Here is a 22617-nt window from a genome sequence, read left to right as displayed (position 1 = left end):
GCGGCGGACCGTCCGGGACCGGCGCTACGCCTCCGGGTCCGCCGCCGGGTCCGTCTTCGGGGTCACCGCCTGGAGGACCAGCACCGAGAGGTCGTCCTCCACAGGTCCGGTGCCGAAGTCGTGGGCGGCCCGGCGCACGTGTTCCGCGAGGGCCTTGGCGCCCAGGCCGAGTCCCTCGCGCAGCACCTCGATCAGCCCGTCGTTGTCGTCCAACTGCCAGTTGCCGCACCGGCGTTCGGTGACCCCGTCGGTGACGCAGAGCAGCGTCTCGCCGGGGGCGAGGGCGAAGGTGCTGGCGTGGTACTCGGTGCCCTCGTCGATGCCCAGGAGCATCTGCGGATCGGAGGCGGGCTCGACGGTGCCGTCGGTGAACATGTGGAGCGGTGGCGGATGGCCGGCGCTGGCCACCGTGCAGCGGGCCCCGGGGACGCCGGAGTCGACGGCGAGTTCGCCGTACAGCAGGCTCAGGAAGCGGGAGCTGGCCTGTTCGCCGCCGATTTCCACCGCCTCGGCACTCTCCTCGGCCATGGCCAGATTCAGCCGCCCGAGGACGGATTCCACGCCATGGCCCTCACGGGCCAGCAGGCGCACCAGATGGCGGGCCAGCCCGGTCACCGACATCGCCTCGGGGTCCTTGCCCTGCACGTCCCCCAGGAGGAAGCACCAGCGGCATTCGCCCATCGGGAAGATGTCGTAGAAGTCGCCGCCGACGGTCTGCCCCTCGCCGTGCGGCTCGTAGACGATCGCGGTGTCCACGCCGACGATGCTGGCCAGCGACGCGGGCAGCTGGCGGCGCTGGAGGGCCAGGCTGATGGTGGTCTGGCGGGTGTACTGGCGGGCGGTGTAGACGGCCTGGGCGACCCGGCGCGCGACGTCCTCCACCATCCGTACGACGGTGTCGGTCATCTTCAGCTGGCCCGCCCGGCCGAGCAGCAGCACGCCCTGCTCGGTGTCCCGGGCGACCAGCGGGAAGGCCAGTGCCGACCCGCCACTGGGGGCCGCACCGGCACATTCCGGCCAGGGCCAGGGGGTGCCGGCGGTGCGGACGATGTCGGTGGGCGGGTCGCGTTCCAGGTCGGCGCGGAGCGGGGCGATCCGCCGCTCGTCCACGTGCCAGACGCGGGAGAGCTGCATCCCGCCGCCCTCGACGCTCAGCCAGATCGCGCACCAGTCGGCGAGCCGCGGCACCAGCAGCTGGGCCGCGAGCGCGGTGACCATGTCCTGGTCGAGCTGGCCGGCGAGCAGTTCGCTGGTCTCGGCGAGGAAGGACGGGCCGCCGCGGTCGGCCCATTCGGAGGCGTGGCCGTGCCGCGGGCGCCCATGGCCGCGGGGCGCGCTCACGGGGGTCTCGGCGGCGTGCGGGCGGGGCCCCGAGGTGACGTGCTCGATCCCGCGCACCCCCTCGGTGGCCTCCAGCCGGAACCACACCGTCTTGGTCGCCTTGCGGTAGGTCACGCCCCAGGACTCGGCGAGCGCGCTGACGAGCTGGAGGCCGTAGCCGGGCTCCCCGCCGCGGGCGTCGACCCCGCCGCGTACGACGCGGGAGGGGTGCCGGTCGGAGACTTCGAGGACGACGGCGACGGTGGCGGGGCAGCGCGGAGCGGTCCCGCCGCGCTGCCCCGCCGCGCCGCCCGCGGCGGGCTTGCTCCCGTACTCCAGCCGGCAGGTGACGTCGATCTCGGTCCCGGCGTACATGACGGCGTTGGTGACCAGTTCGCTCACCAGGAGCACGGCCTGGTCGATGAGTTCCTGGCTGATGGCCGCGGCGCCCGGTGCGGCGTCCGGTGCCGCCGCCCGTTCCGTCAGCAGCGTACGGACGAACCGGCGCGCCCCGGCGGCTGCCAGCTGGTTCGCCGGCAGCCCTTTGCGGGACACCGTTTCGGTGTCCTGGGGAACCGTCGTGCGTGGGGACAGCGGTGCCACTGCGCCCCCTGGCGTGCTGGGGGAAGGTCCAATTACGAGGCGCTTTATACTATGACATATCCGCCCAATTGGATCAGTTCCGGATCAGCTCGAAGGCTCCTTACAGGCTCCGTATCAGATCGATCTCGACCATGGGGGGATGGTGTGCCATGGCGCTCGACCCGACCCGCCCCAGGTCGGCTCCTCCCCCTGCTCCCCGCCCGGACGGCGAGTGGGTGCGGACGAGCGAGCTGCGCCCCCTGCTCGCTGCCATGAACGCCCTGCGGGACGGCGATTTCACCGCGCAGGTGGAGCGCCCCCAGGACGGCGCCCCGACCGACGGCGTCCTCGCCGACATGACCGGCGTCTTCTCCCAGATCGTCGCGCGCAACGCCCATCTCGCCGCCGAGCTCCAGCGCGTACGCCACGAGGTCATCCGGCAGGGCAGGCTGGACGAGCGGATCAGCGCGAGCCCCGGCCAGGGCGGCTGGACGACCAATGTCGAGGCGGCCAACACCGTGCTGGAAGCGCTGGTGGTCCCGGTCGCCAAGGCCACCCGGGTGCTGGACGCGGTCGCGGACGGCGATCTGACCCGGCACGTCGACCTGCACGACGGCAACCGCCAGCTCCGCGGCGATCTGCGCCGCCTGGGCAGCGGCGTGAACCGCATGGTCGACCAGCTCTCGCTGTTCACCGGCGAGGTCACCCGGGTCGCCCGCGAGGTCGGCACCGAGGGCCGGCTGGGCGGCCGGGCGAAGGTCCAGGGGCTGTCCGGCGACTGGCTGCACGTGACCGAGGCGGTCAACGCCATGGCGTCGCGGCTGACGGCGCAGGTGCGGGACATCGCGGTGGTGACGACGGCGGTGGCCCGCGGCGATCTGACCCAGCAGGTGACGGTCGAGGCCACCGGTGAGCTGCTGGAGCTGAAGCTCACCGTGAACACCATGGTCGACCAGCTGCGGGCCTTCGCCGACGAGGTGACGCGGGTGGCCCGCGAGGTCGGCACCGAAGGGCAGCTCGGCGGCCGGGCGCAGGTCCGCGGCGTGTCCGGGGTCTGGAAGGACCTCACCGACAACGTCAACCTCATGGCGTCCAACCTGACCTGGCAGGTCCGCAACATCGCCCAGGTGACCACCGCGGTCGCCAACGGCGACCTCAGCCAGAAGATCACCGTCGACGCGCAGGGCGAGATCCTGGAGCTCAAGTCGACGATCAACACCATGGTCGACCAGCTCTCCGCCTTCGCCGACGAGGTCACCCGGGTCGCCCGCGAGGTCGGCACCGAAGGCCGGCTGGGCGGCCGGGCGCAGGTCCGCGGCGTGTCCGGGGTCTGGAAGGACCTCACCGAGAGCGTCAACTTCATGGCGGACAACCTGACCTCCCAGGTCCGCAACATCGCCCAGGTCGCCACCGCCGTCGCGGAGGGCGACCTCGGCAAGACGATCACCGTGGAGGCCAAGGGCGAGATCCTGGAGCTCAAGTCGACGATCAACACCATGGTCGACCAGCTCTCCGCCTTCGCCGACGAGGTCACCCGGGTCGCCCGCGAGGTCGGCACCGAGGGCAACCTGGGCGGCCAGGCGCAGGTCCGCGGCGTGTCCGGGGTCTGGAAAGAGCTCACCGACAACGTCAACTCCATGGCGCTGAACCTGACCTCGCAGGTCCGCAACATCGCCCAGGTGACCACCGCGGTCGCCAACGGCGACCTGTCCAAGAAGATCGACGTCGACGCCCGCGGCGAGATCCTGGAGCTCAAGGACACCGTGAACACCATGGTCAAGCAGCTGCGGGCGTTCGCGGACGAGGTCACCAGGGTGGCCCGCGAGGTCGGTACGGAGGGCCGGCTGGGCGGTCGCGCACAGGTCCACGGTGTGTCCGGCGTCTGGAAGAACCTCACCGACAACGTCAACTCCATGGCGGACAACCTGACTTCGCAGGTCCGCAACATCGCCCAGGTGGCCACCGCCGTCGCCCGCGGGGACCTGTCCAAGAAGATCGACGTCGACGCCCGCGGCGAGATCCTGGAGCTGAAGACGACCATCAACACGATGGTCGACACCCTCTCCTCGTTCGCCTCCGAGGTGACCCGGGTGGCGCGCGAGGTGGGCAGCGAGGGCCAGCTGGGCGGCCAGGCCCGGGTCGAGGGCGTCTACGGGACCTGGAAGCAGCTGACCACCAGCGTCAACGAGCTGGCGCTGAACCTGACGACGCAGGTGCGGGCGATCGCCGAGGTGGCCAGCGCGGTCACCCAGGGCGATATGTCCGGGTCGATCACGGTGGACGCCCAGGGCGAGGTCGCCGCCCTGAAGAACAACGTCAACCTGATGGTCGCCAACCTGCGCGAGACCACCCGCGCCAAGGACTGGCTGGAGTCCAACCTCACCCGTATCGCGGGTCTGATGCAGGGCCACCGCGATCTGGTCGAGGTCGCGGACCTGATCCTGCGCGAGCTGACGCCGCTGGTGAACGCCCAGTTCGGCGCGTTCTTCCTGGCCGAGGCGGGGGCCGAGCCGGGCGAGGGGCTGGAGCTGATCGCCGGGTACGGGACCGGCCGGCCCGAAGGCCGCCGCGCGCTGCCGCGGCTGCGGATGGGCACCCCCGGCTGGGGCCTGATCACCCAGGCGGCGATGGAGAAGAAGCGCATCCTCGTCGAGGCCGTGCCCACGGACTACATCACCATCAGCTCCGGGCTCGGCGCATCGGCCCCGGCCAGCGTCGTCATCCTCCCGGTCCTCTTCGAGGACCAGGTGCTCGGCGTGATCGAGCTGGCCTCCTTCAGCCGCTTCAGCGAGGTGCACCTCGCCTTCATCGACCAGTTCGTGAACACCATCGGCGTCTCCATCAACACCATCATCGCCAACTCCCGTACCGAATCCCTGCTGTCGGAATCCCAGCGGCTGACCGCCGAGCTGCGCCAGCGCTCCGACGAACTCCAGCTCACCAACGCCGAGTTGGAGGAGAAGGCCGCACTGCTGGCGACCTCCTCCCAGTACAAGTCGGAATTCCTGGCGAACATGTCGCACGAGCTGCGCACCCCGCTCAATTCCCTGCTGGTCCTCTCCCGCCTCCTCGCCGACAACCCGGAAGGCCATCTCACCCCGCAGGAAGTGGAATTCGCCGTCACCATCCACCGCGCCGGCTCCGACCTCCTCCAGCTCATCAACGACATCCTCGACCTCTCCAAGATCGAGGCGGGCCGGATGGACGTCCACCCCAAGGCCCTGCCGCTGAAGAAGCTGCTCGACTACGTCCGGGCCACCTTCCGCCCGCTCACCGTCGACCGCGGCCTGAACTTCGAGGTCAAGGTCGGTGAGGACGTCCCCGAGGAACTCTTCTCCGACGAGCAGCGCCTCCAGCAGATCCTGCGCAACCTGCTCTCCAACGCGGTGAAGTTCACCTCCACCGGAGGCGTCGAACTGATCGTGGAACGCGTACCGGGCGACGATTTCGAAGAGGAGTCGCTGCGCACCGCCGACGCCGTGATCGCCATGTCCGTCAAGGACACCGGAATCGGAATTCCTCCGGAGAAACTCGACGGGATCTTCGAGGCGTTCCAGCAGTCCGACGGCACCACCAACCGCAAATACGGCGGCACCGGCCTCGGCCTCTCCATCAGCCGGGACATGGCCGCGCTGCTGGGCGGCCGGATCAAGGCGGAAAGCGAAGTGGACGTCGGATCGACCTTCACGCTCTATGTGCCCGCGCACTACACCGGGCCGTTCCCGGCGCCCGGTCCGACGGCCGCGGCCCGGCCGGTGGAGAGCGGGGCGCAGCCGGGCGCGGGCACCCTCCCGGGCGGCGCGGTGAGCGCGGCGGGCGCGGGCGGCGAGACGGCCGCGGCGGGCGCCGGAACCGAAGCCCTGGGCCGCCCGGTGCTGGCCGAGCAGCTCTCCGGCCCGCCCCCCGCCCTCACCCGGCGGCACGGCGACGTCTTCCCCAACCAGGAGAGCCCCGCTCCCCGTACGACGGTCCGGCCCGCCGACGGCGGTGACGTCACCTGGCCCGAGACCACCCGGCTCAAGGACTGGTTGAGCGGACGCGCCGGACGCGTCCTGGCCGACCGCCGCATTCTGATCGTCGACGACGACATCCGTAACGTCTTCGCGCTGACGCACGTACTGGGCCGGGTCGGCATCAGCGTGAAATACGCGGAGAACGGCCGCGAGGGCCTGGAAGTCCTCGACCGGGCACCCGATGTGACGCTGGTCCTGATGGACATCATGATGCCGGAAATGGACGGCTACGAAATGATCCGGGCCATCCGCCGGACCCCCCGGTTCGCCGACCTTCCCATTGTCGCGCTCACCGCCAAGGCCATGCCGGGCGACCGCGAAAAGGCCATCGAGAGCGGGGCCAACGACTACATCCCGAAACCGGTGGATGTGGACCGGCTGCTGTCGGTGATCTGCGGACTGCTGGATCCGGCGAACGGCCCCTTCGCGGCCCCCCGGCCGGATTCCGGTCTGTCCGATGCGGCGATGGCCGAAGCGGCAAAGGCGGACCCTGCGACTCCCGCGTCGGACGCCCCCGCGGCCGACGGCAGCGCGCACCTCCCGGAAACCAACGAGCAACCCCCGGATTCTCCCTCCTCCGACACCGTCGCCGGCACCGACGACGAGGGAACGGCAGGGCAGCAGTCATGACACCACCACAGGAGACATCGAGCATTCTCATCGTCGACGACATGGAGGAGAACCTCGTCGCCCTCGAAGCCGTACTGGGCTCCCTCACCCAGAAAGTCGTCCGCGCCCGCTCCGGTGAGGAAGCCCTCAAGGCCATGCTCCGCGAGGAATTCGCGGTCGTCCTCATCGACGTTCTGATGCCGGGCATGAACGGATTCGAGACGGCAGCCAACATCAAGGGCCTGGACCAGACGAAGGACGTCCCCATCATCCTGCTCACCGGCGCTTCCGTGGACCCGAATTACGCCTACCGCGGCTATACGGTCGGCGCCGCCGATTTCCTCATCAAGCCCTTCGACCCCTGGCTTCTGCGCACCAAGGTCAACGTCTTCCTCGACCTGCACCGCAAGAACAGCCAACTCGCCGCCCAGGCGGAGCAGTTGAAGCGCCTGCTGACGACGTCCGGGGAGCGCGCCGGAGAGCCGGCCGACTCCGCGTTGCCGCCCGCGGCGTCCCTCGCAACGGCGCCGGAGCCCGCGCCCGGGGCACCGGGCGCCGCCCCCCTGCCCCCTCCTCCGGCCGTTTCGGCCGCTGCCGGCGCTGCCACCGCTCCGGCCGCTCCCACCGACCAGGACGAAACCGCCCGCCTCGCCGAGATCGCCAGCCAGCTCGCCCAGGTCGAACTCCTGCTGCGCGACGCGAAGGACACCGAGCAGGCCGGACTGGCCGACCGCATCACGGCCCTGGAGCACGCGGTGGGCCGGCTGCTGGTGGACCGCAGCTCGTAGCGGCGTACGGCGGCGCGGCGGCGCGACGGTCGCCGGAACCGGCCCGGTGGAGCGGGGACGGAACGATTCGGCGGGTCAGGCCCCGATCATGGCCAGCTCCGGGTCCTCCCGGAGCTTGGCCAGCGCGCGGGAGACGGCGCTCTTGACCGTACCGACCGAGACCTCCATGACCTCGGCGGTCTGGGCCTCGCTGAGGTCCTCGTAATACCTCAGGACGACCATCGCCCGCTGCCGGGCGGGCAGCCGCATCACCGCCCGCCACATGGCATCCCGCAGCCCCTGGAGCTCGGCCGGGTCGGGCACCGGCGTCGGGTCCGGCTCCGGGAGCTCGTCGCAGGCGAACTCCTCCACCTTGCGCTTGCGCCACTGGGAGGTGCGGGTGTTGATCAGCGCGCGGCGGACATAGCCGTCCAGCGCGCGGTGGTCCTCGATGCGCTCCCAGGCCACGAAGGTCTTGGTGAGCGCGGTCTGGAGCAGGTCCTCCGCGTCGTTCGGGTTCGGGGACAGGGACCGCGCGGCGCGCAGCAGAACCGGTCCCCGGGCCCGTACGTAGGAGGAGAACGACGGGAACCCAGCGGGGGTCGAAGCGCTGGTGCACACAGACGTGGTCATGGGCTCAACGCTAGAAGCGAGGGCGGTCCCGATGGATCGGCCCCAGGTGCCGAAGCGGCGTCCCCCTCAAGTTGTACGGGTAGGGCCCGCCCCACCTCCTCAGGGGGGAGCGGGGCCGTCGTTCCCCTAGGGACCGCACGGCGGCCGGGGCCTTCCGGCCGGGCGGCGCCCACGAGGTCCCGGAGACCGCCCACGCCCTACCCCCGTCCCAGGACCAGACCCGAGGTCGGGACGCCCGTACCGGCCGTGACCAGGGCGTGGGCGGGGGCGCCGGCCTGGTTCACGCTGGTGCCGCGGAGTTGCCGCACCGCCTCGGCGATGCCGTTCATCCCGTGCAGATACGCCTCGCCGAGCTGACCGCCGTGCGTGTTGAGCGGGAGGCTGTCCGCGGCCACGAAGCGGGCAGCCTCCCCCGGGCCGCAGAAGCCGAACTCCTCCAGCTGCATCAGCACGAACGGGGTGAAGTGGTCGTAGAGGATGGCGACGTCGATGTCCGCGGGGGTGAGCCCGGAGGTGCGCCAGAGCTGGCGCGCGACGACGTTCATCTCGGGGAGGCCGGTGAGGTCGTCGCGGTAGAAGCTGGTCATCTGCTCCTGGGCGCGGCCGGCCCCCTGCGCCGCCGCCGTGATCAGCGCGGGCGGGTGCGGGAGGTCGCGGGCGCGTTCGGCGGACGTCACCACGATCGCCTGCGCGCCGTCCGTCTCCTGGCAGCAGTCCAGGAGGCGCAGCGGCTCGACGATCCAACGGGAGGCGGCGTGGTCGGCGAGGGTGATGGGCTTCCCGTAGAAGTACGCGGCCGGATTGCGGGCGGCATGGCGGCGGTCGGTGACCGCGACCGGGCCGAAGGCGTCCGGGGTCAGACCGTAGGCGTGCAGATAGCGCTGGGCGGCCATCGCCACCCAGGAGGCGGGGGTGAGCAGTCCGAAGGGGAGGTTCCAGCCGAGCGCGGCGCCCTCGGCGGACGGTTCGCGCTGCTGGACACCGGAGCCGAAGCGGCGGCCGGAACGCTCGTTGAAAGCGCGGTAGCAGACCACGGCCTCGGCGAGGCCGGCGGCGACCGCCAGGGCCGCCTGGAGGACGGTGGCGCAGGCCGCACCGCCTCCATAGTGGACCCGGGAGAAGAACGACAGCTCGCCGATGCCGGCCGCCTGGGCGACGGTGATCTCCGGGTTGGTGTCCATGGTGAACGTGACCAGGCCGTCGACGTCGGCGGGGGCCAGCCCGGCGTCGTCCAGGGCGGCGTGCACCGCCTCGACGGCGAGCTTGAGTTCGCTGCGGCCGGAGTCCTTGGAGAACTCGGTCGCGCCGATGCCGGCGATGGCGGCCCGGCCGCCGAGCGCGTCGGGGCGGTGGAGCGTCATCGCGTGCCCGCCCGGTCCTCGGAGGCGGGGGCCTGTACGGGAACGGTGACGACGACGGTGCCGGTGACGTGGTGGCCGAGGCCGTTGGCGCCGGTGACCCGTACGTGGGCGGTATCGCCGTCGACGGCGGTGACCGTACCGCGCAACACCATGGTGTCTCCTGGGTAGTTGGGCGCGCCGAGCCGGATGGCGACCTTGCGCAGGACGGACCGCGGGCCGAAGTGGTCGGTGATGTAGCGGCCGACCAGCCCGTTGGTGGTGAGGATGTTCATGAAGATGTCCGGGGAGCCCTTCTCCCTGGCCGCCTCGGCGTCGTGGTGCACGTCCTGGTAGTCCCGCGAGGCGATGGCCCCGGAGACGATCAGGGTGCGGGTGACGGGGAGTGTCAGGGGTGGCAGCTCGTCGCCCGGGGCGGCGAGGGGAGCGGCGGGGTCGGCCAGGTCGGTGCGCGCGGGGCCGGCAGGGCTCACAGCGCGTGCGCCCGTACCGCCGCTCGTGCCCGTGTCATCGCTCTCAGGGAGGGTCACGCCCGGTCCTCCTTCGTCAGCAAATCGCCCAGTTCTTCCAGGAGTTCGGCACCCGAGCCGAGGTACGCGGCCAGCTGCCGCCCCCAGAGGAAGTGCCGGTGTACGGGGTGCTCGACATCGGCGCCGATGCCGCCGTGCAGATGCTGACCGCTGTGCACGACGCGGGTACCCGCCTCGGAAGCCCACCAGGCGGCGGTCAGCGCATGCGTCCCGGCGTCCAGCCCCGCGTCCCGCCGCCAGGCCGCCTCATAGGCGGTGAGCCGGATCGCCTCGGTGTCCATGTAGGCGTCGGCGGCCCGCAGCAGCACCGCCTGGTTGGTGGAGAGCGGGCGGCCGAACTGCTCACGGGTGGTGGTGTGCGCCACCGCGCGGGCCAGCGATCCCGCGCACACCCCCGCCTGGAGGCCCGCGAAGGCCGTCCGGGCGGCGGCGAGCACGCCCTCGTAGGCACGGCCGCCGCCCTCGTCACCGAGGAGTTCGGCCGGGGCGTCCGCCAGGGTCAGCCGCCCCGCCGACCAGGGCGCGGTCGTCGCCACCGGCGCGATGACGACGCCGGGGCCGGCGGCCGGTACCAGCCACAGCCGGCGTTCCGCGTCCGGGACCAGCAGCAGCGTCGCCGCGCACAGCCAGGGAACGACCGGCACGGCACCGGACAGCAGCCCCCGCACGGGGGCGCCGGGCCCCGCCCCGGCAACGGGACGGACCACCTCGGCCCGTACGCCCGCGGCCCGCGGTCCCCCGGCACCCCGTACGAACGCCCCCGCGGCCACCTCCTCCCCCCGCCGCAGCCCCGGCAGCAACCGCTCCCGCTGCTCCTCGCTCCCGTAGGCGCCCACGGCCAGCAGCCCGTACACGCAGCCGGCCGCCAACGGCACCTGTGCGGTCGTCCGGCCCTGCTCCTCCAGCAGGAGCACCAGCCCCAGCAGCCCGATCTCCTCGACCGCGGCGGGCAGTCCGGCCGCGCACAGGGCCTTCCACAGTTCGGCGTCGGCGGCCGTCCCCAGAGTGGCCAGCCGTTCCGGTGTGGACAGGTCGGTGAGGATCTCCGCGGCCAGCCGGCTCGCGGCCCGCTGCTCCTCCGTAGGTGTGAAGTCCATCAGCCCTCGCCTCCCCCGGTGCTCCCCCCGGCCGGGTCCGCCCGGAACACCGGCAGCTCCCACTCCCCGTCCACCGCCAGGAACGCGAGCCGTACGGGCATCCCGATGCGCACCTCGTCGCAGGGCACCCCGATGACGTTGCTGACCATCCGCACGCCCTCCGCCAGCTCGATCAGCCCCACCGCGTACGGCGGTTCGAAGGCGGGGAACGGCGGATGGTGCATCACCACGTACGAGTAGACGGTGCCGGTGCCGCACGCCTCGACCGTGTCCCACTCCGCCGCACCGCAGGCGTTGCACCCGGGCAGCCAGGGGAACCGCAGCACCCCGCAGCCGCCGCAGCGCTGGATCAGCAGCTTGCGGGCGGCCACCCCGTCCCAGAAACCGGCGTTGTCCCGGTTGACGACCGGCCGCGGGCGCTTCCCCCTGGACGGACCGCCCCGGCCCGCTTCGGGAGCCGCCCCCGGGCCCTCGGGCGGCTGCGTACTCCGCGCCGCCGGGGCGTACTTGAGGATGCGGAAGCGGTGCGTCCCGGCCGGTTCGCCGTTCGCGCGGACGTCCATCCGGGTCGTGACGAAGTAGCCGGTGCCCAGCTTCGTGGTCTTGCGCCCGGAGACCGACTCGATCAGCGAGTCGAAGGTGATCGCGTCCCCAGGGCGCAGCGGACGGAGGTATTCCTGCTCGCAGTCGGTGGCGACGATCGAGGTGCAGCCCGCGCCGTCGAGCAGCGCGAAGAGCTCCTCGTGCGCCTCGTTGCGCCCCTGGTGCCCGGAGAGCCCGCCCATCGTCCACGCCTGGAGCATGGTCGGCGGGGCGACGCCATCGGGCCCCTGATAGGAGGGGTGGGTGTCCCCCATCGCCTCGCACCAGTGGCGGATCATCGGCTCGTTGACGGGGTCCTTGCCCGCACCGGTGGTGGTGGCGACCCGGCCCTCGTAGGTCTTGAGCTTCTCCTCGAAGGCGGCCCGCTCGTGCGCGCCCACCCCGGCAGCCTCGTTCACCTCGCGCATCTCCTCGCGCACCTCCTCGCGCACCTCTTCCCTCACCGCCGCCCCCTCCGCATCCCCAGCCGCATCGTGGCCACGATCTCCCGCTGGACCTCGCTCACTCCGCCCCCGAAGGTGTTGATCTGCGCGGCACGGTTCATCCGCTCCAACTCGCCGCCCTCATAGGCGCCCGGGGAGCCCGCCCGTATGAGGGCCGCGTCGCCGACCACCTCCTGGCACATCCGGTAGACCTCGACCGTGCTCTCCGTCCCGGCGAACTTGACGCCGCTGGCGTCCCCCGGGCTCAGCGTGCCGGCGCCCACATCGCCGACCAGCCGCCAGTTGAGCAGCCGGGTCGCGGCCAGCCGGGCGTGCGCCTCGGCGAGCCGGGTCCGCACCCAGGGCCGGCCGGCGGGCCGCTCCCCGGTCTGCGCGTCCGGTGTCCCGGCGTACGCCAGCGCCGCCTCGTACGCGTCCTCGGCCTGCATCCCGATCGCGGCCAACGCCACCCGCTCGTGGTTGAGTTGATCGGTGATCAGCCGCCAGCCGGCGTTCTCCTCCCCCACGAGGTTCCCGTACGGGACACGCACGCCGTCGTAGTACGTCGCGGTGGTCTTCAGCCCGCCGACCGTCTCGATGGGCGTCCAGGAGAAGCCGGGCGCGTCGGTCGGCACGAGGACGATCGAAATGCCCCGGTGCTTGGGGGCGTCGGGGTCCGTACGGCAGGCGAGCCAGATCCAGTCCGCCTGGTGGGCATTGCTGGTGAAGCTCTTGCTGCCGCTGATCAGCCAGTCGGGCCCCTCCTCACCGGAGGAGGACGGGGAGCCGATTGCACCCCCTCCCCCCTCCGCTTTCACCGCTCGGGTGCGGAGCGCCGCCAGATCGGTGCCGGCCTCCGGTTCCGTGTAGCCGATCGCGAAGACGATCTCGCCCGTGAGGATGCGCGGCAGGAAGAAGTCCTTCTGGCGGGAGGTCCCGTACTTCATCAGGGTCGGGCCGACCGTGTTCAGCGTGACCATCGAGACGGGGGCGCCCGCGCGGTACGCCTCGTCGAAGAAGACGAACTGCTCGTCGGGGCCGCGCCCCTGCCCTCCGTACGCGGCCGGCCAGCCCAGGCCCAGCATGCCGTCGGCGCCGATCCGGCGCAGCAGCGCACGCTGCGCCGCGGGATCCTCGGCGGGCCCGTCCGGCATCAACTCACGGAAGTACGTACGGAGTTCGGCGCGCAACCGCTGCTGGCGCGAGGTGGGGGCGAGGTGCACGACGGCGGGTCTCCCCTTCTGATGGCGGCCGTGCGCCAGAGGCGTGGCGCACCCCTGCGACCCCTCGGGCCCTCCCGGCAGCCCTTGCGGGCCGTTCCGGGCGCACGAACGAGCGAGCGGGTTTCTGACTGTTCGTCAGAAACCCGCTCGCTGTCAAGGTACGCGCGGCGAACCCCAGAGCAGCCCACCGTCCGCACACGCCGTACCTCGCCTCACCCTCCGGTCAGCCGCCGCACCACGGCGCGGCGGGCCGGGGTCACCGGATCTGGCCGAAGTCGTCGTCGGCACCCTGGTCGATGACCGTGAAGCCTTGACCGGTCACGCTGGCCGTTTTGGTCCGGTTGGACGCCCCGGGGCCGTTGGCCACCTGCTGGCCGGTCGTGGAGTTTCCGAGGTTTGCGCGGCCGGCGTCGGTCCCCACCTGGTTCGTGACGGCCGAGCTCGACCCGTTGCTCGCAAAGCCACCGTTGTCGGCCTGCGCCACGCCGGTGCAGAGCGCGGCGGCGAAGGGCAGCGCGAGGGCGACAGCAATGACACGGGCTGTACGGGTGCTTGCCATGTCTCTTCCTCCTACGGAATGCAATCTCTGGCTCCGAACCGCCGGCCCCGGCCGGACGGACCTGCCGTACCGGATCGGGCCCAGGGGCTCTCACCACGTGGTTCTGAACTGCTGGATCCGGTAACGGGATCCGGCCGCGGGACCGCGCATCCGGACCTGGACCCGATCTCCTGGATCCACCTCCGAACACCGGGCCCCGACCGACCCCTGTACCTCGAACTCCGTTTGCTCACCGGGTAGTTGGCCGACCACCGCGGTGCCTGCCTCGACGTCGCGACTCAGGATTGCCCACCGAATCCCCGGCGAACCAGCTGGCAACGGGCGATTCCCTCGCAAGCATGAGGAACCCCGGGTAAACCCCGACGCCCCCACTCACGCCCCACGAATGCCCTCGTGATCCACTACCGGCCACCCACCCCAGGAGAGAGCGCGCCACCCGCCCTTCCAACCCCCCGGCGCACTCCCCGATCACCCCACACGCCCCCCGATCACCCCCTTCCTTTTTTCGAACGTCCGTACGAAAATAGATCCATGGCCATGCCCCGCCGCCATACCGCACCGAGCACCCGGACACTGGCCGCCTCCGAGGTCCCGGAAGACGTCCCCGCCGGCCGCCGGCCCTCCCTGGGCGACACCCCCGCCACCGACCCGGCGGACGCGCACCACACCGCCCTCGCGCACGCCCTCATGGCCGCCGAGCGCGGCTACGCCGTCATCCCCCTGACCCGCACCAAGCTCCCCGCCATCCGGTCCCCGCACCGCGACGGCCACGACCGGCCCGGCACGCCGCCCTGCCACGGCGCCTGCGGCCGGCTCGGGCACGGCGTGCACGACGCGAGCACCGATCCGCTCACCGTCCGCCGGATGTTCGCCACCGCCCCCTGGGCCACCGGCTACGGCATCGCCTGCGGCCGACCCCCGCACCACCTCATCGGCGTCGACCTCGACACCAAGAACGGCGCCGACGGCCTCACCGCCCTCCACTTCGTCGCCGAGGCGCACGCCTTCCCGCTCCCGCCGACCGTCACCGTCCTCACCCCGAGCGGCGGCCGGCACCTCTGGTTCACCGGCCCGCCGGCGCCGCCCGTCGCCAACTCCGTCGGGCGGCTCGCCCCGGGCATCGACATCCGCGGCACCGGCGGCTATCTGGTCGGGCCCGGCTCGCTCACCACCCGCGGGCGGTACGTGCTCGCCCCGGGGACGCCGCGCCGCCCCGCCCCCGTACCGCAGGCACTGCTCACCCTCCTCACGCCCCCGCTCGGCGCCTCCCGCCGCACGCCCGCGCGCTCCGGCCCGTACGCGGCCCCCGGCGCCGACCCGCAGCACGCCGCCGCCCTCGTACGCTTCGTCCGCGCCTCCCCCAGGGGGCAGCGCAACGCCCGCCTCTTCTGGGCCGCTTGCCGCGCCTACGAGTCCGGGCTCGGCCGGGAGCTCGCCGAACGGCTGCTCGCGGCGGCCCGCCACACCGGACTGCCCGAGGACGAGGCCCGCGCCACCCTCGCGTCGGCGGCGCACCACGAGCCCCGCTGACCGCCTCGGCACACCCGCCCGCACACCCCGCCCCGCGCCCGCCGCCTTACGCCCCCGGCTTCCGCGCCTCGATCAGAAACCGTGTCGTATACGCCACGAAGGCGCCCTCACGCCGGATCAGGGCGTCCAACTCCCGCAGCCGGTCGCGGTACCGGTCGACCGTGAACCCGGGCACCATCCACACCACCTTCCGCAGGAAGTAGACCACCGCCCCGATGTCGAAGAACTCGGTCCGCAGCGACTCCTCCCGCACCTCGACCACGTCCAGCCCCGCCGCCTCCGCATCCCGCCGCGCACGGTCGGGGTGCCGGGCCCGGCGCACCTCCTCCGGCTGCGGCCCCAGGAAGTACTCCACCAGCTCGAACACGCTGGACGGGCCGACCTGTTGGGAGAAATACGTACCGCCCGGCCGCAGCACCCGGGCGATCTCGTCCCACCACACGGTCACCGGATGGCGACTGGTCACCAGATCGAATGCCGCGTCCCCGAACGGCAGCGGCGGCTCGTCCTCATCGGCCACCACCACCGCCCCCAGCGGATGCAGCAGCGCCGTCGCCCTGGCGACATTCGGCGGCCAGGACTCCGTGGCCGCCATCACCCGCGGGAATGCGCCCGCCCCGGCGAGCACTTCCCCGCCCCCGGTCTGGATGTCGAGCGCGGCGGACGCCCGCGCCAGCCGCTCTCCGAGCCGCCGCTGATAGCCCCACGAAGGCCGCTGCTCCGTGGCCCGCCCCTCCAGCCAGGAGAAGTCCCAGCCCGCCACGGAAACCGCGTCGGCCTCCGCCACCAATTCCTCGAAAGATCGCTCCATACCCGCACGATCCCCCGCAGAACATCTCCCCCGCCGGCGAATTGCGCGGAGCGGCACGCGGACCGGCACGCGGAGCAAAAGCGATCCACGACCGGACAGCGGCCCACGACCGGAATGCACCCCACATCAGGCAGCGTTGCAGCGTTCCTCGTCGGAACCCACTCCGCGCCCGTCCGGTGGATCAGCCCCCGCTCAGGCCGACTCCACCGCGTGCACCGGCCCCACCGACAGCGCCAGCTCCGGCCGGTCCCAGGCCACCGCCGGCGGATTCGCCGGCACCGTCCCGATACGCCGCGCCCCCACGCTCCGGTAGAAGCCCTCGGCCGGCGGATGCGACACGATCCGCACGCTGCCGGCACCGGCCCGCCGCGCCTCGCCCCGCAGATGCTCGATCAGCAGCCGGCCGATTCCCAGCCCCTGCGCCCGGTCCGCCACGAAAAGCAGATCCAGCTCCGCGGACGCGACCGGATCCACCATCAGCGCGTAGAAACCCATGACTTCGCCGTCGCCGCGCTCGCCTTCGGCAGCCACGAAAACCCGGTGCGCGGAGATGTAGTCGGGCCCCACCCGATACCCGTCCACCATTGCCGCATAAGGCGCCTCGTACGCCCCCGACGTGCGCACCATCCGCGTCAGCCGACCGGCGTCCCGCTCCACGGCCCGCCGTATGACGAGGGCACCGTCCCGGGCCCCACCCCGTATTCCGGACCTCCGCGAACCCATACCAGCACTTCCCGCCCTCAGCACCACGTGTTCGGCACCGCGCTTCGGCACGACGACCACTCGACCGGTATCGCGCCCCGTGCCGACACCGCTCACCCACGGTATCGCCCGCCCCTCCCCGCACCCCCACCACCCGAGCGACATCCGCCGCCACGCCCGCACCCTCCCAGGATTCGAACGAATGAGCGGTATCCTTCGGCTGTGGCTGACAAGCAGAAGACCTACGACTTCCCCCAGGACCTGCGGGAAGCCCAGCTGGAGCTGCACCAGGCCCAGGCCGCGCTCGCCGCCCTCTACAAGCGGCTGCCGTGGTCGGTCGCACCGCTGCCCGGCTGGACCCACACCAAGGAAAACGGTCACTTCCACGAGACCGAACGGGCCGACTCCCCCGGCTGGAACGACGAGGAACAGGCCGAGGTCGACACGTTGCGCGCCCGCCAACTCGACCTGTCGACACGCGTGGTCACCCACGACTACTGGACCACCTGCGACGACGCCCCCAACGCCCGCGCCGCCCTCAAACACCTCCAGGACGCCGACGCCCCCGCTCCCCAGGAGCAGCAGGAGCAGGGCGCCACGTAGGCGCCGCGTGCCCCTCCCGGACCACGGAACGACAGAAGGGGCGCCCGATTCCTCGGACACCCCTTCCGACCAGCCGATTCGCCGACCTCTGCGGAGGCTGTGGGATTTGAACCCACGGTGGCGTTGCCGCCACGACAGTTTTCAAGACTGTTCCCTTAGGCCGCTCGGGCAAGCCTCCCCGCGGCACCGGAGTGCGGTGTCGCGGGGATCAGACTAGCGCGTCACTTGTCGCCCGTGCGCTGGCCCAGGGTGACCTGGGCGGTGTGCTCCTTGCCGCCGCGCTTGTAGGTGAGGGTGACGTGGTCGCCGGGCTTGTGCTGCCAGATCTCGCTGATGAGGGTCGGGCCGCTGTCGATGATGGTGCTGTCGAGCTTGGTGATGGTGTCGCCCGGCTGGAGCCCCGCCTTGGCGGCCGGGCCGTTCGGGGTGACCGAGTCGGAGCCGCTGTTGCCGGTCTGGGCGATGGTCGCGCCGTCGCCGCTCTCCTTCATGCCGACCTGGACGCCTATCTGGGGATAGACCGGCTGGCCCGTCCTGATCAGGTCCTGGGCGACCCGCTTCGCCTGGTCGATGGGGATCGCGAAGCCCAGGCCGATGCTGCCGGACTGCTGGTCGCCGCCCAGGCCGCCGCTGTTCCCGGCCGACTGGATGGCGGAGTTGATGCCGATGACGTTGCCGCCGGCGTCCAGCAGCGGGCCGCCGGAGTTACCGGGGTTTATCGAGGCGTCCGTCTGGAGGGCGCTCATGTACGAGGCGCTGGTGCCGCCGCCGTCGCTGGAGGCCACCGGGCGGTCCTTGGCGCTGACGATGCCGGTGGTGACCGTGCCGGACAGGCCGAACGGTGCGCCGATCGCGATCGTGGCGTCGCCGACCTGCACATTGGCGGACTTGCCGAGCGGGAGCGGGTTGAGCGTGGCGCCCGAGGCGTTCTTGAGCTTGATGACGGCGACGTCGTAGCCCTGGGCGTGGCCGATGACCTCGGCGTCGTACTTCTTGCCGTTGGAGAACGTCGCGGTCAGCCGGCCGCCGCCGGCCGCACTGGCGACGACGTGGTTGTTGGTGAGGATGTGGCCCTGCTTGTCGTAGACGAAGCCGGTGCCGGTGCCGCCGTCGCCGCTGGCGCCCTGCGCCTCGATCGTGACGACGCTGGGCAGCGCCCGCTGCGCTATCCCGGAGACGGAGGTGGGCTTGCGGTTCAGCGCCTCGGAGTCGCCGGACGAGGAGACCGTCGTCGAGGCGTTGTCGTTGCGGCTCGCGGCCCAGTAGCCCACGCCGCCGCCGACACCGCCCGCGACCAGCGCGGCGACCAGCAGGGCGGCGACGAAGCCGCCGTTGCGCTTCGGGGCCGCCGGGTACGCGCCGGGCGCGGCCCAGGGGTCGCCGCCCTGCGGGGGCTGTCCCCAGCCGCCGCCCGCCGCACCGTGCCCGGCCGCGGCGTACGGGGTGGGGGGCGGGGGCAGCGGAGCGCCCTGGGCGCCGGGCGGCTGCGGCGGCTCGTGGGGCTGCGCCGGGGGGCCGGCGGGCGTCGGCGGCAGTTGCTGCGTACGGTCCTGGTCGGCCGGGCCGGCGCCCTCGGGCCCGCCGGCCTGCGGTGCGAAGTCCGGCGGCGGGGGCGCCGCGGGCGACGTGGCCGGGGCGGGCGGGGCGTCCTGAGTCCGGTCGCCGGAGGCGGACGCGGGGGCGCTGTCCGGCTGCGACCCGGTCGGCGGCTCGGCCTCCGACGGGACGCGGGCTCCCTCGTTCTCGGTGCTCACAGCTCTCTCCTCAGTCAGCTTGCTTCACGGCCCTTCTGGTCCGGGGGACCGGAGTCCGGTACTCCAGCATCCGGGATCCCGCCGCTCCGGGCGAGTCCCGGCCGTCCGCCCCCGTCTTTCCCGGTCCGTGCGCACGGACCGGCGTCCTGAGCCCGTGCCGGGCCCCGATCGCCCGGCCCGCCCCCGGCGCGGCAGCGCCGGAACGGCGCTCCGACCAGCACAGCCGAGTCTCCGTCCCAGCCTTTCCCATTGCCCGTCAGAGCACCGTAAGCCGAGCCTGTGACTTGCCTCCCACCCTTTACGCCAGACGTACCGAAGTGCCGGCATTGCCTGCATTGCCCCCATCAGCGATGTAATCGACATCACGGTCATCACGGTCATTGTGGGCATTGCCGGTATCAACGACATTCTGCGAGGACACTCGGCGAAAAAGCACCCGTGGTCGCGTACGGGCAGGCGGGGACCGTACGGGCGGGCGGGCCCGGCGCGGCGGATGGCACGATAACGCGGTGACCTATGCACGCCCCGCCCAGGACGTCCGTCCGGGTCGTCCCGCCATTTCCGTCATCGCCCATCGCGGCGCCTCCGAAGACGCGCCGGAGCACACCCTGGCCGCCTACCGCAAGGCGATCGAGGCCGGGGCGGACGCCCTGGAGTGCGATGTCCGGCTGACCGCGGACGGCCATCTGGTCTGCGTGCACGACCGGCGGGTGAACCGCACGTCCAACGGACGCGGCGCGGTCTCCGCGCTGGAACTGGCCGATCTCGCGGCGCTCGACTTCGGGTCCTGGAAGGACGACCTGGAGGCGGCGGGCCGGGCCGTGGACCCGACCGAGGAGCCGGACCGGCAGACCGACGACCCCGAGCGGACGTCCGTACTGACGCTGGAGCGGCTGCTGGAACTGGTCGCGGACGCGGACCGGCGGGTCGAATTGGCCATCGAGACCAAACATCCGACGCGCTGGGCCGGACAGGTGGAGGAGCGGCTGGTGGAACTGCTCGCCCGCTTCGGCCACACGAAACCGGCCACCGGCGCCGACTGGACCCCGCAGGTCCGGGTCATGAGCTTCTCGGCGCGCTCGCTGCACCGCGTACGGGCCGCGGCGCCCGACATCCCCGGCGTCTACCTGATGCAATTCCTCACCCCGCGCCACCGCGACGGCCGGCTGCCGCCCGGTGTGGGCATCGCGGGCCCCGGCGTCCGCATCCTGCGCGCGCACCCCGAATACGTCGCCAAGGCCCACCGTGCGGGCCACCAGGTCCACGTCTGGACGGTCAACGACCCGTCCGATGTCGAACTGTGCCAGGAGTTGGGCGTGGACGCGGTCATTACGAACCGGCCCAAAGAGGTACGAAGCCAACTGGGCCTTGGGTAGGGCTCATCACAGGGTGTGCTCCGGCGCATTCGGCCCGTATATGCCGGTATCGAGTGCGTCACCGCGTGCCGATTGGCCGGTTTCCGGTCCAGTCCATTGGGGCATTCATCCCGTGGCGTGGGGCAAAGGAGGTCTCGGGGGTGGCGTTGGTGGTGGCACAAGAGGTGCCGACGTCGTCGATCATGGCCGTACCTCATGGTCCAGCGGGTGTGGGCATGGCCAGGCGACGCATGCGAGAAGAGCTGTTGGCAAGTGGAGTTCAGGACACCGTCGTCGATGACGCGGTCCTGGTCCTTTCGGAACTGCTGAGCAATGCGTGCCGGCATGCGCGTCCGATATACGAGGACCGGTCGCCGGAGTCCGCACCGGACGCCGCCCGGGAACCGTCCCGGAACGCACCGTACGCATGCGTCCGCGCCTCCTGGCGCATCGACGGCCAGGGCCGGTTGACCGTCGCGGTCACCGACGGCGGCGGTCCGACCCGCCCGGTTCCGGCCACTCCTTCGGTCACCGCGCGCGGCGGCCGGGGCCTGGCGATCATCCGCTCGCTCGCCAAGGACTGGGGCGTGCGCGACACCGCGCCCGGCGAGGTGACGGTCTGGGCGGCACTCTCCCTTCAGGGCGCTTTCGCTACGCGCGTGGACCTGACAACCGATCTCCCGCTCTCGCTCCGGAAGAACGGGACGAACCGGAACGGCCACAACGCCCTGCGCCCGAACGGGACTCCGGGCCTGGCGTTCCCGGACTTCGACGATCTGACGTGACGGCGATCCGGCCCGCCGCCGCGCCGGTGTGACGGCGCGGCGAGCCGACGCACCGGGCCGACACGGCGGCAGGGCTGCCGCGATCGCGGCACGCCGCACCCGGTCGGCGCCTGCACCGCACCTTCGTACGCGATCCTCTAGGCTCGCGCCGAAACGCGTCCGTACGTGCAGGATCGACCAGGAGAGACACCGTCGCCATGGCCAAGAAACGCCGTCCCCAGCCGCAGGCCGCCGCAGCACAGTTCAAGGGCGGCGAGGTGCCCGTGGTCGGCGCCCGGGAACCCTGCCCGTGTGGTTCCGGCCGCCGTTACAAGGCATGTCACGGGCGGCAGGCGGCACATGCCGCCACCGAGCTCGTCCAGCGGCCCTTCGAGGGGCTGCCCGGTGAGTGCGACTGGGTGGCGCTGCGCGAGCTGGTGCCCGCCGCCACGGCCGAGTTGACGCTGAAGGGCGGGCTCCCGGAGGGCGTGCCCTCGGTGACGCTGGCCACCGTGCTCCCGATGGCCTGGCCCGCGCTGCGCCGGGACAACGGCGCGGTGCTGCTCGGCCTCCAGAACGACACCGCCTCGGGGGACATCAGCCGGGACCTCGCCGACACCCTCCAGCGCGCGCTGACCACCGAGCCGGGCAATCCGGTCACCGCCGGGCGGGCCGCCGCCGACGGGCCGCGGCTCCAGGATCTGCTCGACCTGGGCGCACCTTTTGAGCCGACCGTCCACACCGGCTTCGAGTTCTGGGTGGAGAACGCCGAGAACGCCACCGGCGAGGTCGCCGCCTCTCTGGAACGGGCCAACGCCGCGGCCATCCCGACCGCCCGGATCCCGGGTCTGGAGGGCGCGTACTGGTGCGAGGCCCCGGAGAAGAACCACCTGCGCTGGGTCACCTCGTACCCGGAGGAGAAGCTGCTCGACGCGCTCGCCCGGCTGCACGCGGCCGGCACCGCCTCGCTGGGCGAGGGCACCCGGCTGGTCGGCTCCTTCCGCGCCCACGGCCTGGTCGTCCCGGTCTGGGACCTGCCGTCCTCCATGAGCGCCGAGGACGTCGCCGGACCGGCCGCGGCCTTCGAGGAGCGGCTGGCCAAGGCACTCGCCACGGACACCCCGCTGACCCCGGAGGAGCGCCGGTCGCGCGGCGGCCTCACCAACCGTCAGGTCACCCTGAGCTGACAGTGACGCGGCGGTGACGACGAAGCGATCTTGGAAGTGACACCCGTCACAGCGCCCGGCGCAACTCCCGGTACCTACCGGTAAATCGGCGTCCGGAATTCCACGATCGAATTTGCGAACCGCCGATCTCTTGTTACGGTTCTAGAAGCCCGGTCGCTGGTGCATCCCCCGTCGCCAGCGACCGGGCGCTTCCAT

At 72.2% G+C, this 22617-nt stretch carries 19 protein-coding genes and 1 tRNA gene; 7 read left to right on the top strand and 13 right to left on the bottom strand.

Annotated features, from left to right (window positions below):
- Positions 1–24: 24 nt before the first annotated feature.
- Positions 25–1875 (bottom strand): SpoIIE family protein phosphatase, encoded by a 1851-nt coding sequence (locus tag IEZ17_RS33380; protein WP_229852874.1) that lies wholly within the window; start codon positions 1873–1875, stop codon positions 25–27.
- A 197-nt stretch (positions 1876–2072) separates the two neighbouring features.
- Between IEZ17_RS33380 and IEZ17_RS33375 the strand changes: the two genes are divergently transcribed.
- On the top strand, positions 2073–6545 hold the full coding sequence (locus IEZ17_RS33375; RefSeq protein WP_229852873.1) for a HAMP domain-containing protein: 4473 nt from the start codon (positions 2073–2075) through the stop codon (positions 6543–6545).
- Positions 6542–7312 (top strand): response regulator, encoded by a 771-nt coding sequence (locus IEZ17_RS33370; RefSeq protein ID WP_189306772.1) that lies wholly within the window; start codon positions 6542–6544, stop codon positions 7310–7312. Before IEZ17_RS33375 ends, IEZ17_RS33370 begins: the two co-directional genes overlap by 4 nt.
- A 75-nt stretch (positions 7313–7387) precedes the next feature.
- Here the strand turns inward: IEZ17_RS33370 and IEZ17_RS33365 are convergent, their stop codons facing one another.
- From IEZ17_RS33365 to IEZ17_RS33335, 7 genes are all read right to left on the bottom strand, one after another.
- Positions 7388–7924: a SigE family RNA polymerase sigma factor gene (locus tag IEZ17_RS33365; protein WP_189306770.1), complete on the bottom strand. Its 537-nt coding sequence runs from the start codon at positions 7922–7924 to the stop codon at positions 7388–7390.
- Positions 7925–8121: 197 nt separating this feature from the next.
- Positions 8122–9285, bottom strand: coding sequence for a lipid-transfer protein (locus tag IEZ17_RS33360; RefSeq protein ID WP_189306768.1), 1164 nt, complete (start codon positions 9283–9285; stop codon positions 8122–8124).
- Positions 9282–9725 (bottom strand): MaoC family dehydratase, encoded by a 444-nt coding sequence (locus IEZ17_RS33355; RefSeq protein ID WP_189306814.1) that lies wholly within the window; start codon positions 9723–9725, stop codon positions 9282–9284. Before IEZ17_RS33355 ends, IEZ17_RS33360 begins: the two co-directional genes overlap by 4 nt.
- Positions 9726–9808: 83 nt before the next feature.
- Positions 9809–10909, bottom strand: a complete 1101-nt coding sequence (locus IEZ17_RS33350) for an acyl-CoA dehydrogenase family protein (protein ID WP_189306766.1) — start codon at positions 10907–10909, stop codon at positions 9809–9811.
- A complete protein-coding gene (locus IEZ17_RS33345) occupies positions 10909–11919 on the bottom strand; it encodes a bifunctional MaoC family dehydratase N-terminal/OB-fold nucleic acid binding domain-containing protein (RefSeq protein WP_189306812.1) in 1011 nt (336 codons plus the stop codon). The genes IEZ17_RS33350 and IEZ17_RS33345 overlap by 1 nt, the downstream gene beginning before the upstream one ends.
- A 32-nt stretch (positions 11920–11951) precedes the next feature.
- Positions 11952–13157: an acyl-CoA dehydrogenase family protein gene (locus IEZ17_RS33340; protein ID WP_189306765.1), complete on the bottom strand. Its 1206-nt coding sequence runs from the start codon at positions 13155–13157 to the stop codon at positions 11952–11954.
- 256 nt (positions 13158–13413) lie between these two features.
- Positions 13414–13716: a hypothetical protein gene (locus tag IEZ17_RS33335; protein ID WP_189306764.1), complete on the bottom strand. Its 303-nt coding sequence runs from the start codon at positions 13714–13716 to the stop codon at positions 13414–13416.
- A gap of 687 nt (positions 13717–14403) precedes the next feature.
- Between IEZ17_RS33335 and IEZ17_RS33330 the strand changes: the two genes are divergently transcribed.
- The gene (locus tag IEZ17_RS33330) at positions 14404–15246 is read left to right on the top strand and encodes a bifunctional DNA primase/polymerase (RefSeq protein WP_229852878.1); all 843 of its coding nucleotides are present in this window, start codon (positions 14404–14406) and stop codon (positions 15244–15246) included.
- Positions 15247–15292: 46 nt separating this feature from the next.
- Here IEZ17_RS33330 and IEZ17_RS33325 read toward each other — a convergent pair whose 3' ends face one another.
- Positions 15293–16057 (bottom strand): methyltransferase domain-containing protein, encoded by a 765-nt coding sequence (locus IEZ17_RS33325; protein ID WP_189306763.1) that lies wholly within the window; start codon positions 16055–16057, stop codon positions 15293–15295.
- A gap of 192 nt (positions 16058–16249) precedes the next feature.
- Positions 16250–16780, bottom strand: a complete 531-nt coding sequence (locus tag IEZ17_RS33320) for a GNAT family N-acetyltransferase (RefSeq protein WP_189306762.1) — start codon at positions 16778–16780, stop codon at positions 16250–16252.
- Between the two features lie 201 nt (positions 16781–16981).
- On the opposite strand from IEZ17_RS33320, the gene IEZ17_RS33315 reads away from it, so the two are divergent.
- Positions 16982–17362 (top strand): DUF8825 domain-containing protein, encoded by a 381-nt coding sequence (locus tag IEZ17_RS33315; protein WP_189306761.1) that lies wholly within the window; start codon positions 16982–16984, stop codon positions 17360–17362.
- A 91-nt stretch (positions 17363–17453) separates the two neighbouring features.
- Here the strand turns inward: IEZ17_RS33315 and IEZ17_RS33310 are convergent.
- Positions 17454–17540: transfer RNA gene (locus tag IEZ17_RS33310), tRNA-Ser, on the bottom strand.
- A gap of 43 nt (positions 17541–17583) precedes the next feature.
- Positions 17584–19116: a S1C family serine protease gene (locus IEZ17_RS33305; RefSeq protein ID WP_189306760.1), complete on the bottom strand. Its 1533-nt coding sequence runs from the start codon at positions 19114–19116 to the stop codon at positions 17584–17586.
- Positions 19117–19625: 509 nt separating this feature from the next.
- On the opposite strand from IEZ17_RS33305, the gene IEZ17_RS33300 reads away from it, so the two are divergent.
- Positions 19626–20492, top strand: a complete 867-nt coding sequence (locus tag IEZ17_RS33300) for a glycerophosphodiester phosphodiesterase family protein (protein WP_189306759.1) — start codon at positions 19626–19628, stop codon at positions 20490–20492.
- 58 nt (positions 20493–20550) lie between these two features.
- On the opposite strand, the gene IEZ17_RS43985 is transcribed toward IEZ17_RS33300, so the two are convergent.
- Positions 20551–20676: a hypothetical protein gene (locus tag IEZ17_RS43985; RefSeq protein ID WP_268249877.1), complete on the bottom strand. Its 126-nt coding sequence runs from the start codon at positions 20674–20676 to the stop codon at positions 20551–20553.
- Here IEZ17_RS43985 and IEZ17_RS33295 point away from each other — a divergent pair.
- Both IEZ17_RS33295 and IEZ17_RS33290 read left to right on the top strand, forming a co-directional pair.
- Positions 20633–21256, top strand: coding sequence for an ATP-binding protein (locus tag IEZ17_RS33295; protein WP_229852872.1), 624 nt, complete (start codon positions 20633–20635; stop codon positions 21254–21256). The two genes, IEZ17_RS43985 and IEZ17_RS33295, sit on opposite strands and share 44 nt — an antisense overlap.
- A 197-nt stretch (positions 21257–21453) precedes the next feature.
- Entirely contained in the window at positions 21454–22422 is a 969-nt protein-coding gene (locus IEZ17_RS33290) for a DUF5926 family protein (protein ID WP_189306755.1), read from the top strand.
- Positions 22423–22617 lie beyond the last annotated feature (195 nt).

Source organism: Streptomyces albospinus (assembly GCF_014648695.1).
In the GTDB taxonomy this organism is placed as follows: domain Bacteria; phylum Actinomycetota; class Actinomycetes; order Streptomycetales; family Streptomycetaceae; genus Streptomyces; species Streptomyces albospinus.
The sequence above is the reverse complement of the archived record's forward strand: the minus strand, read 5'-3'. Positions and strand labels throughout refer to the sequence as shown.

Coding starts and splice junctions, on each gene's coding strand:
- IEZ17_RS33375 (WP_229852873.1), top strand. CDS start 2,073: ATGGCGCTCGACCCGACCCGCCCCAGGTCGGCTCCTCCCCCTGCTCCC.
- IEZ17_RS33370 (WP_189306772.1), top strand. CDS start 6,542: ATGACACCACCACAGGAGACATCGAGCATTCTCATCGTCGACGACATG.
- IEZ17_RS33365 (WP_189306770.1), bottom strand. CDS start 7,924: ATGACCACGTCTGTGTGCACCAGCGCTTCGACCCCCGCTGGGTTCCCG.
- IEZ17_RS33360 (WP_189306768.1), bottom strand. CDS start 9,285: ATGACGCTCCACCGCCCCGACGCGCTCGGCGGCCGGGCCGCCATCGCC.
- IEZ17_RS33350 (WP_189306766.1), bottom strand. CDS start 10,909: ATGGACTTCACACCTACGGAGGAGCAGCGGGCCGCGAGCCGGCTGGCC.
- IEZ17_RS33345 (WP_189306812.1), bottom strand. CDS start 11,919: ATGCGCGAGGTGAACGAGGCTGCCGGGGTGGGCGCGCACGAGCGGGCC.
- IEZ17_RS33335 (WP_189306764.1), bottom strand. CDS start 13,716: ATGGCAAGCACCCGTACAGCCCGTGTCATTGCTGTCGCCCTCGCGCTG.
- IEZ17_RS33330 (WP_229852878.1), top strand. CDS start 14,404: ATGGCCGCCGAGCGCGGCTACGCCGTCATCCCCCTGACCCGCACCAAG.
- IEZ17_RS33325 (WP_189306763.1), bottom strand. CDS start 16,057: ATGGAGCGATCTTTCGAGGAATTGGTGGCGGAGGCCGACGCGGTTTCC.
- IEZ17_RS33320 (WP_189306762.1), bottom strand. CDS start 16,780: ATGGGTTCGCGGAGGTCCGGAATACGGGGTGGGGCCCGGGACGGTGCC.
- IEZ17_RS43985 (WP_268249877.1), bottom strand. CDS start 20,676: ATGATCGACGACGTCGGCACCTCTTGTGCCACCACCAACGCCACCCCC.
- IEZ17_RS33290 (WP_189306755.1), top strand. CDS start 21,454: ATGGCCAAGAAACGCCGTCCCCAGCCGCAGGCCGCCGCAGCACAGTTC.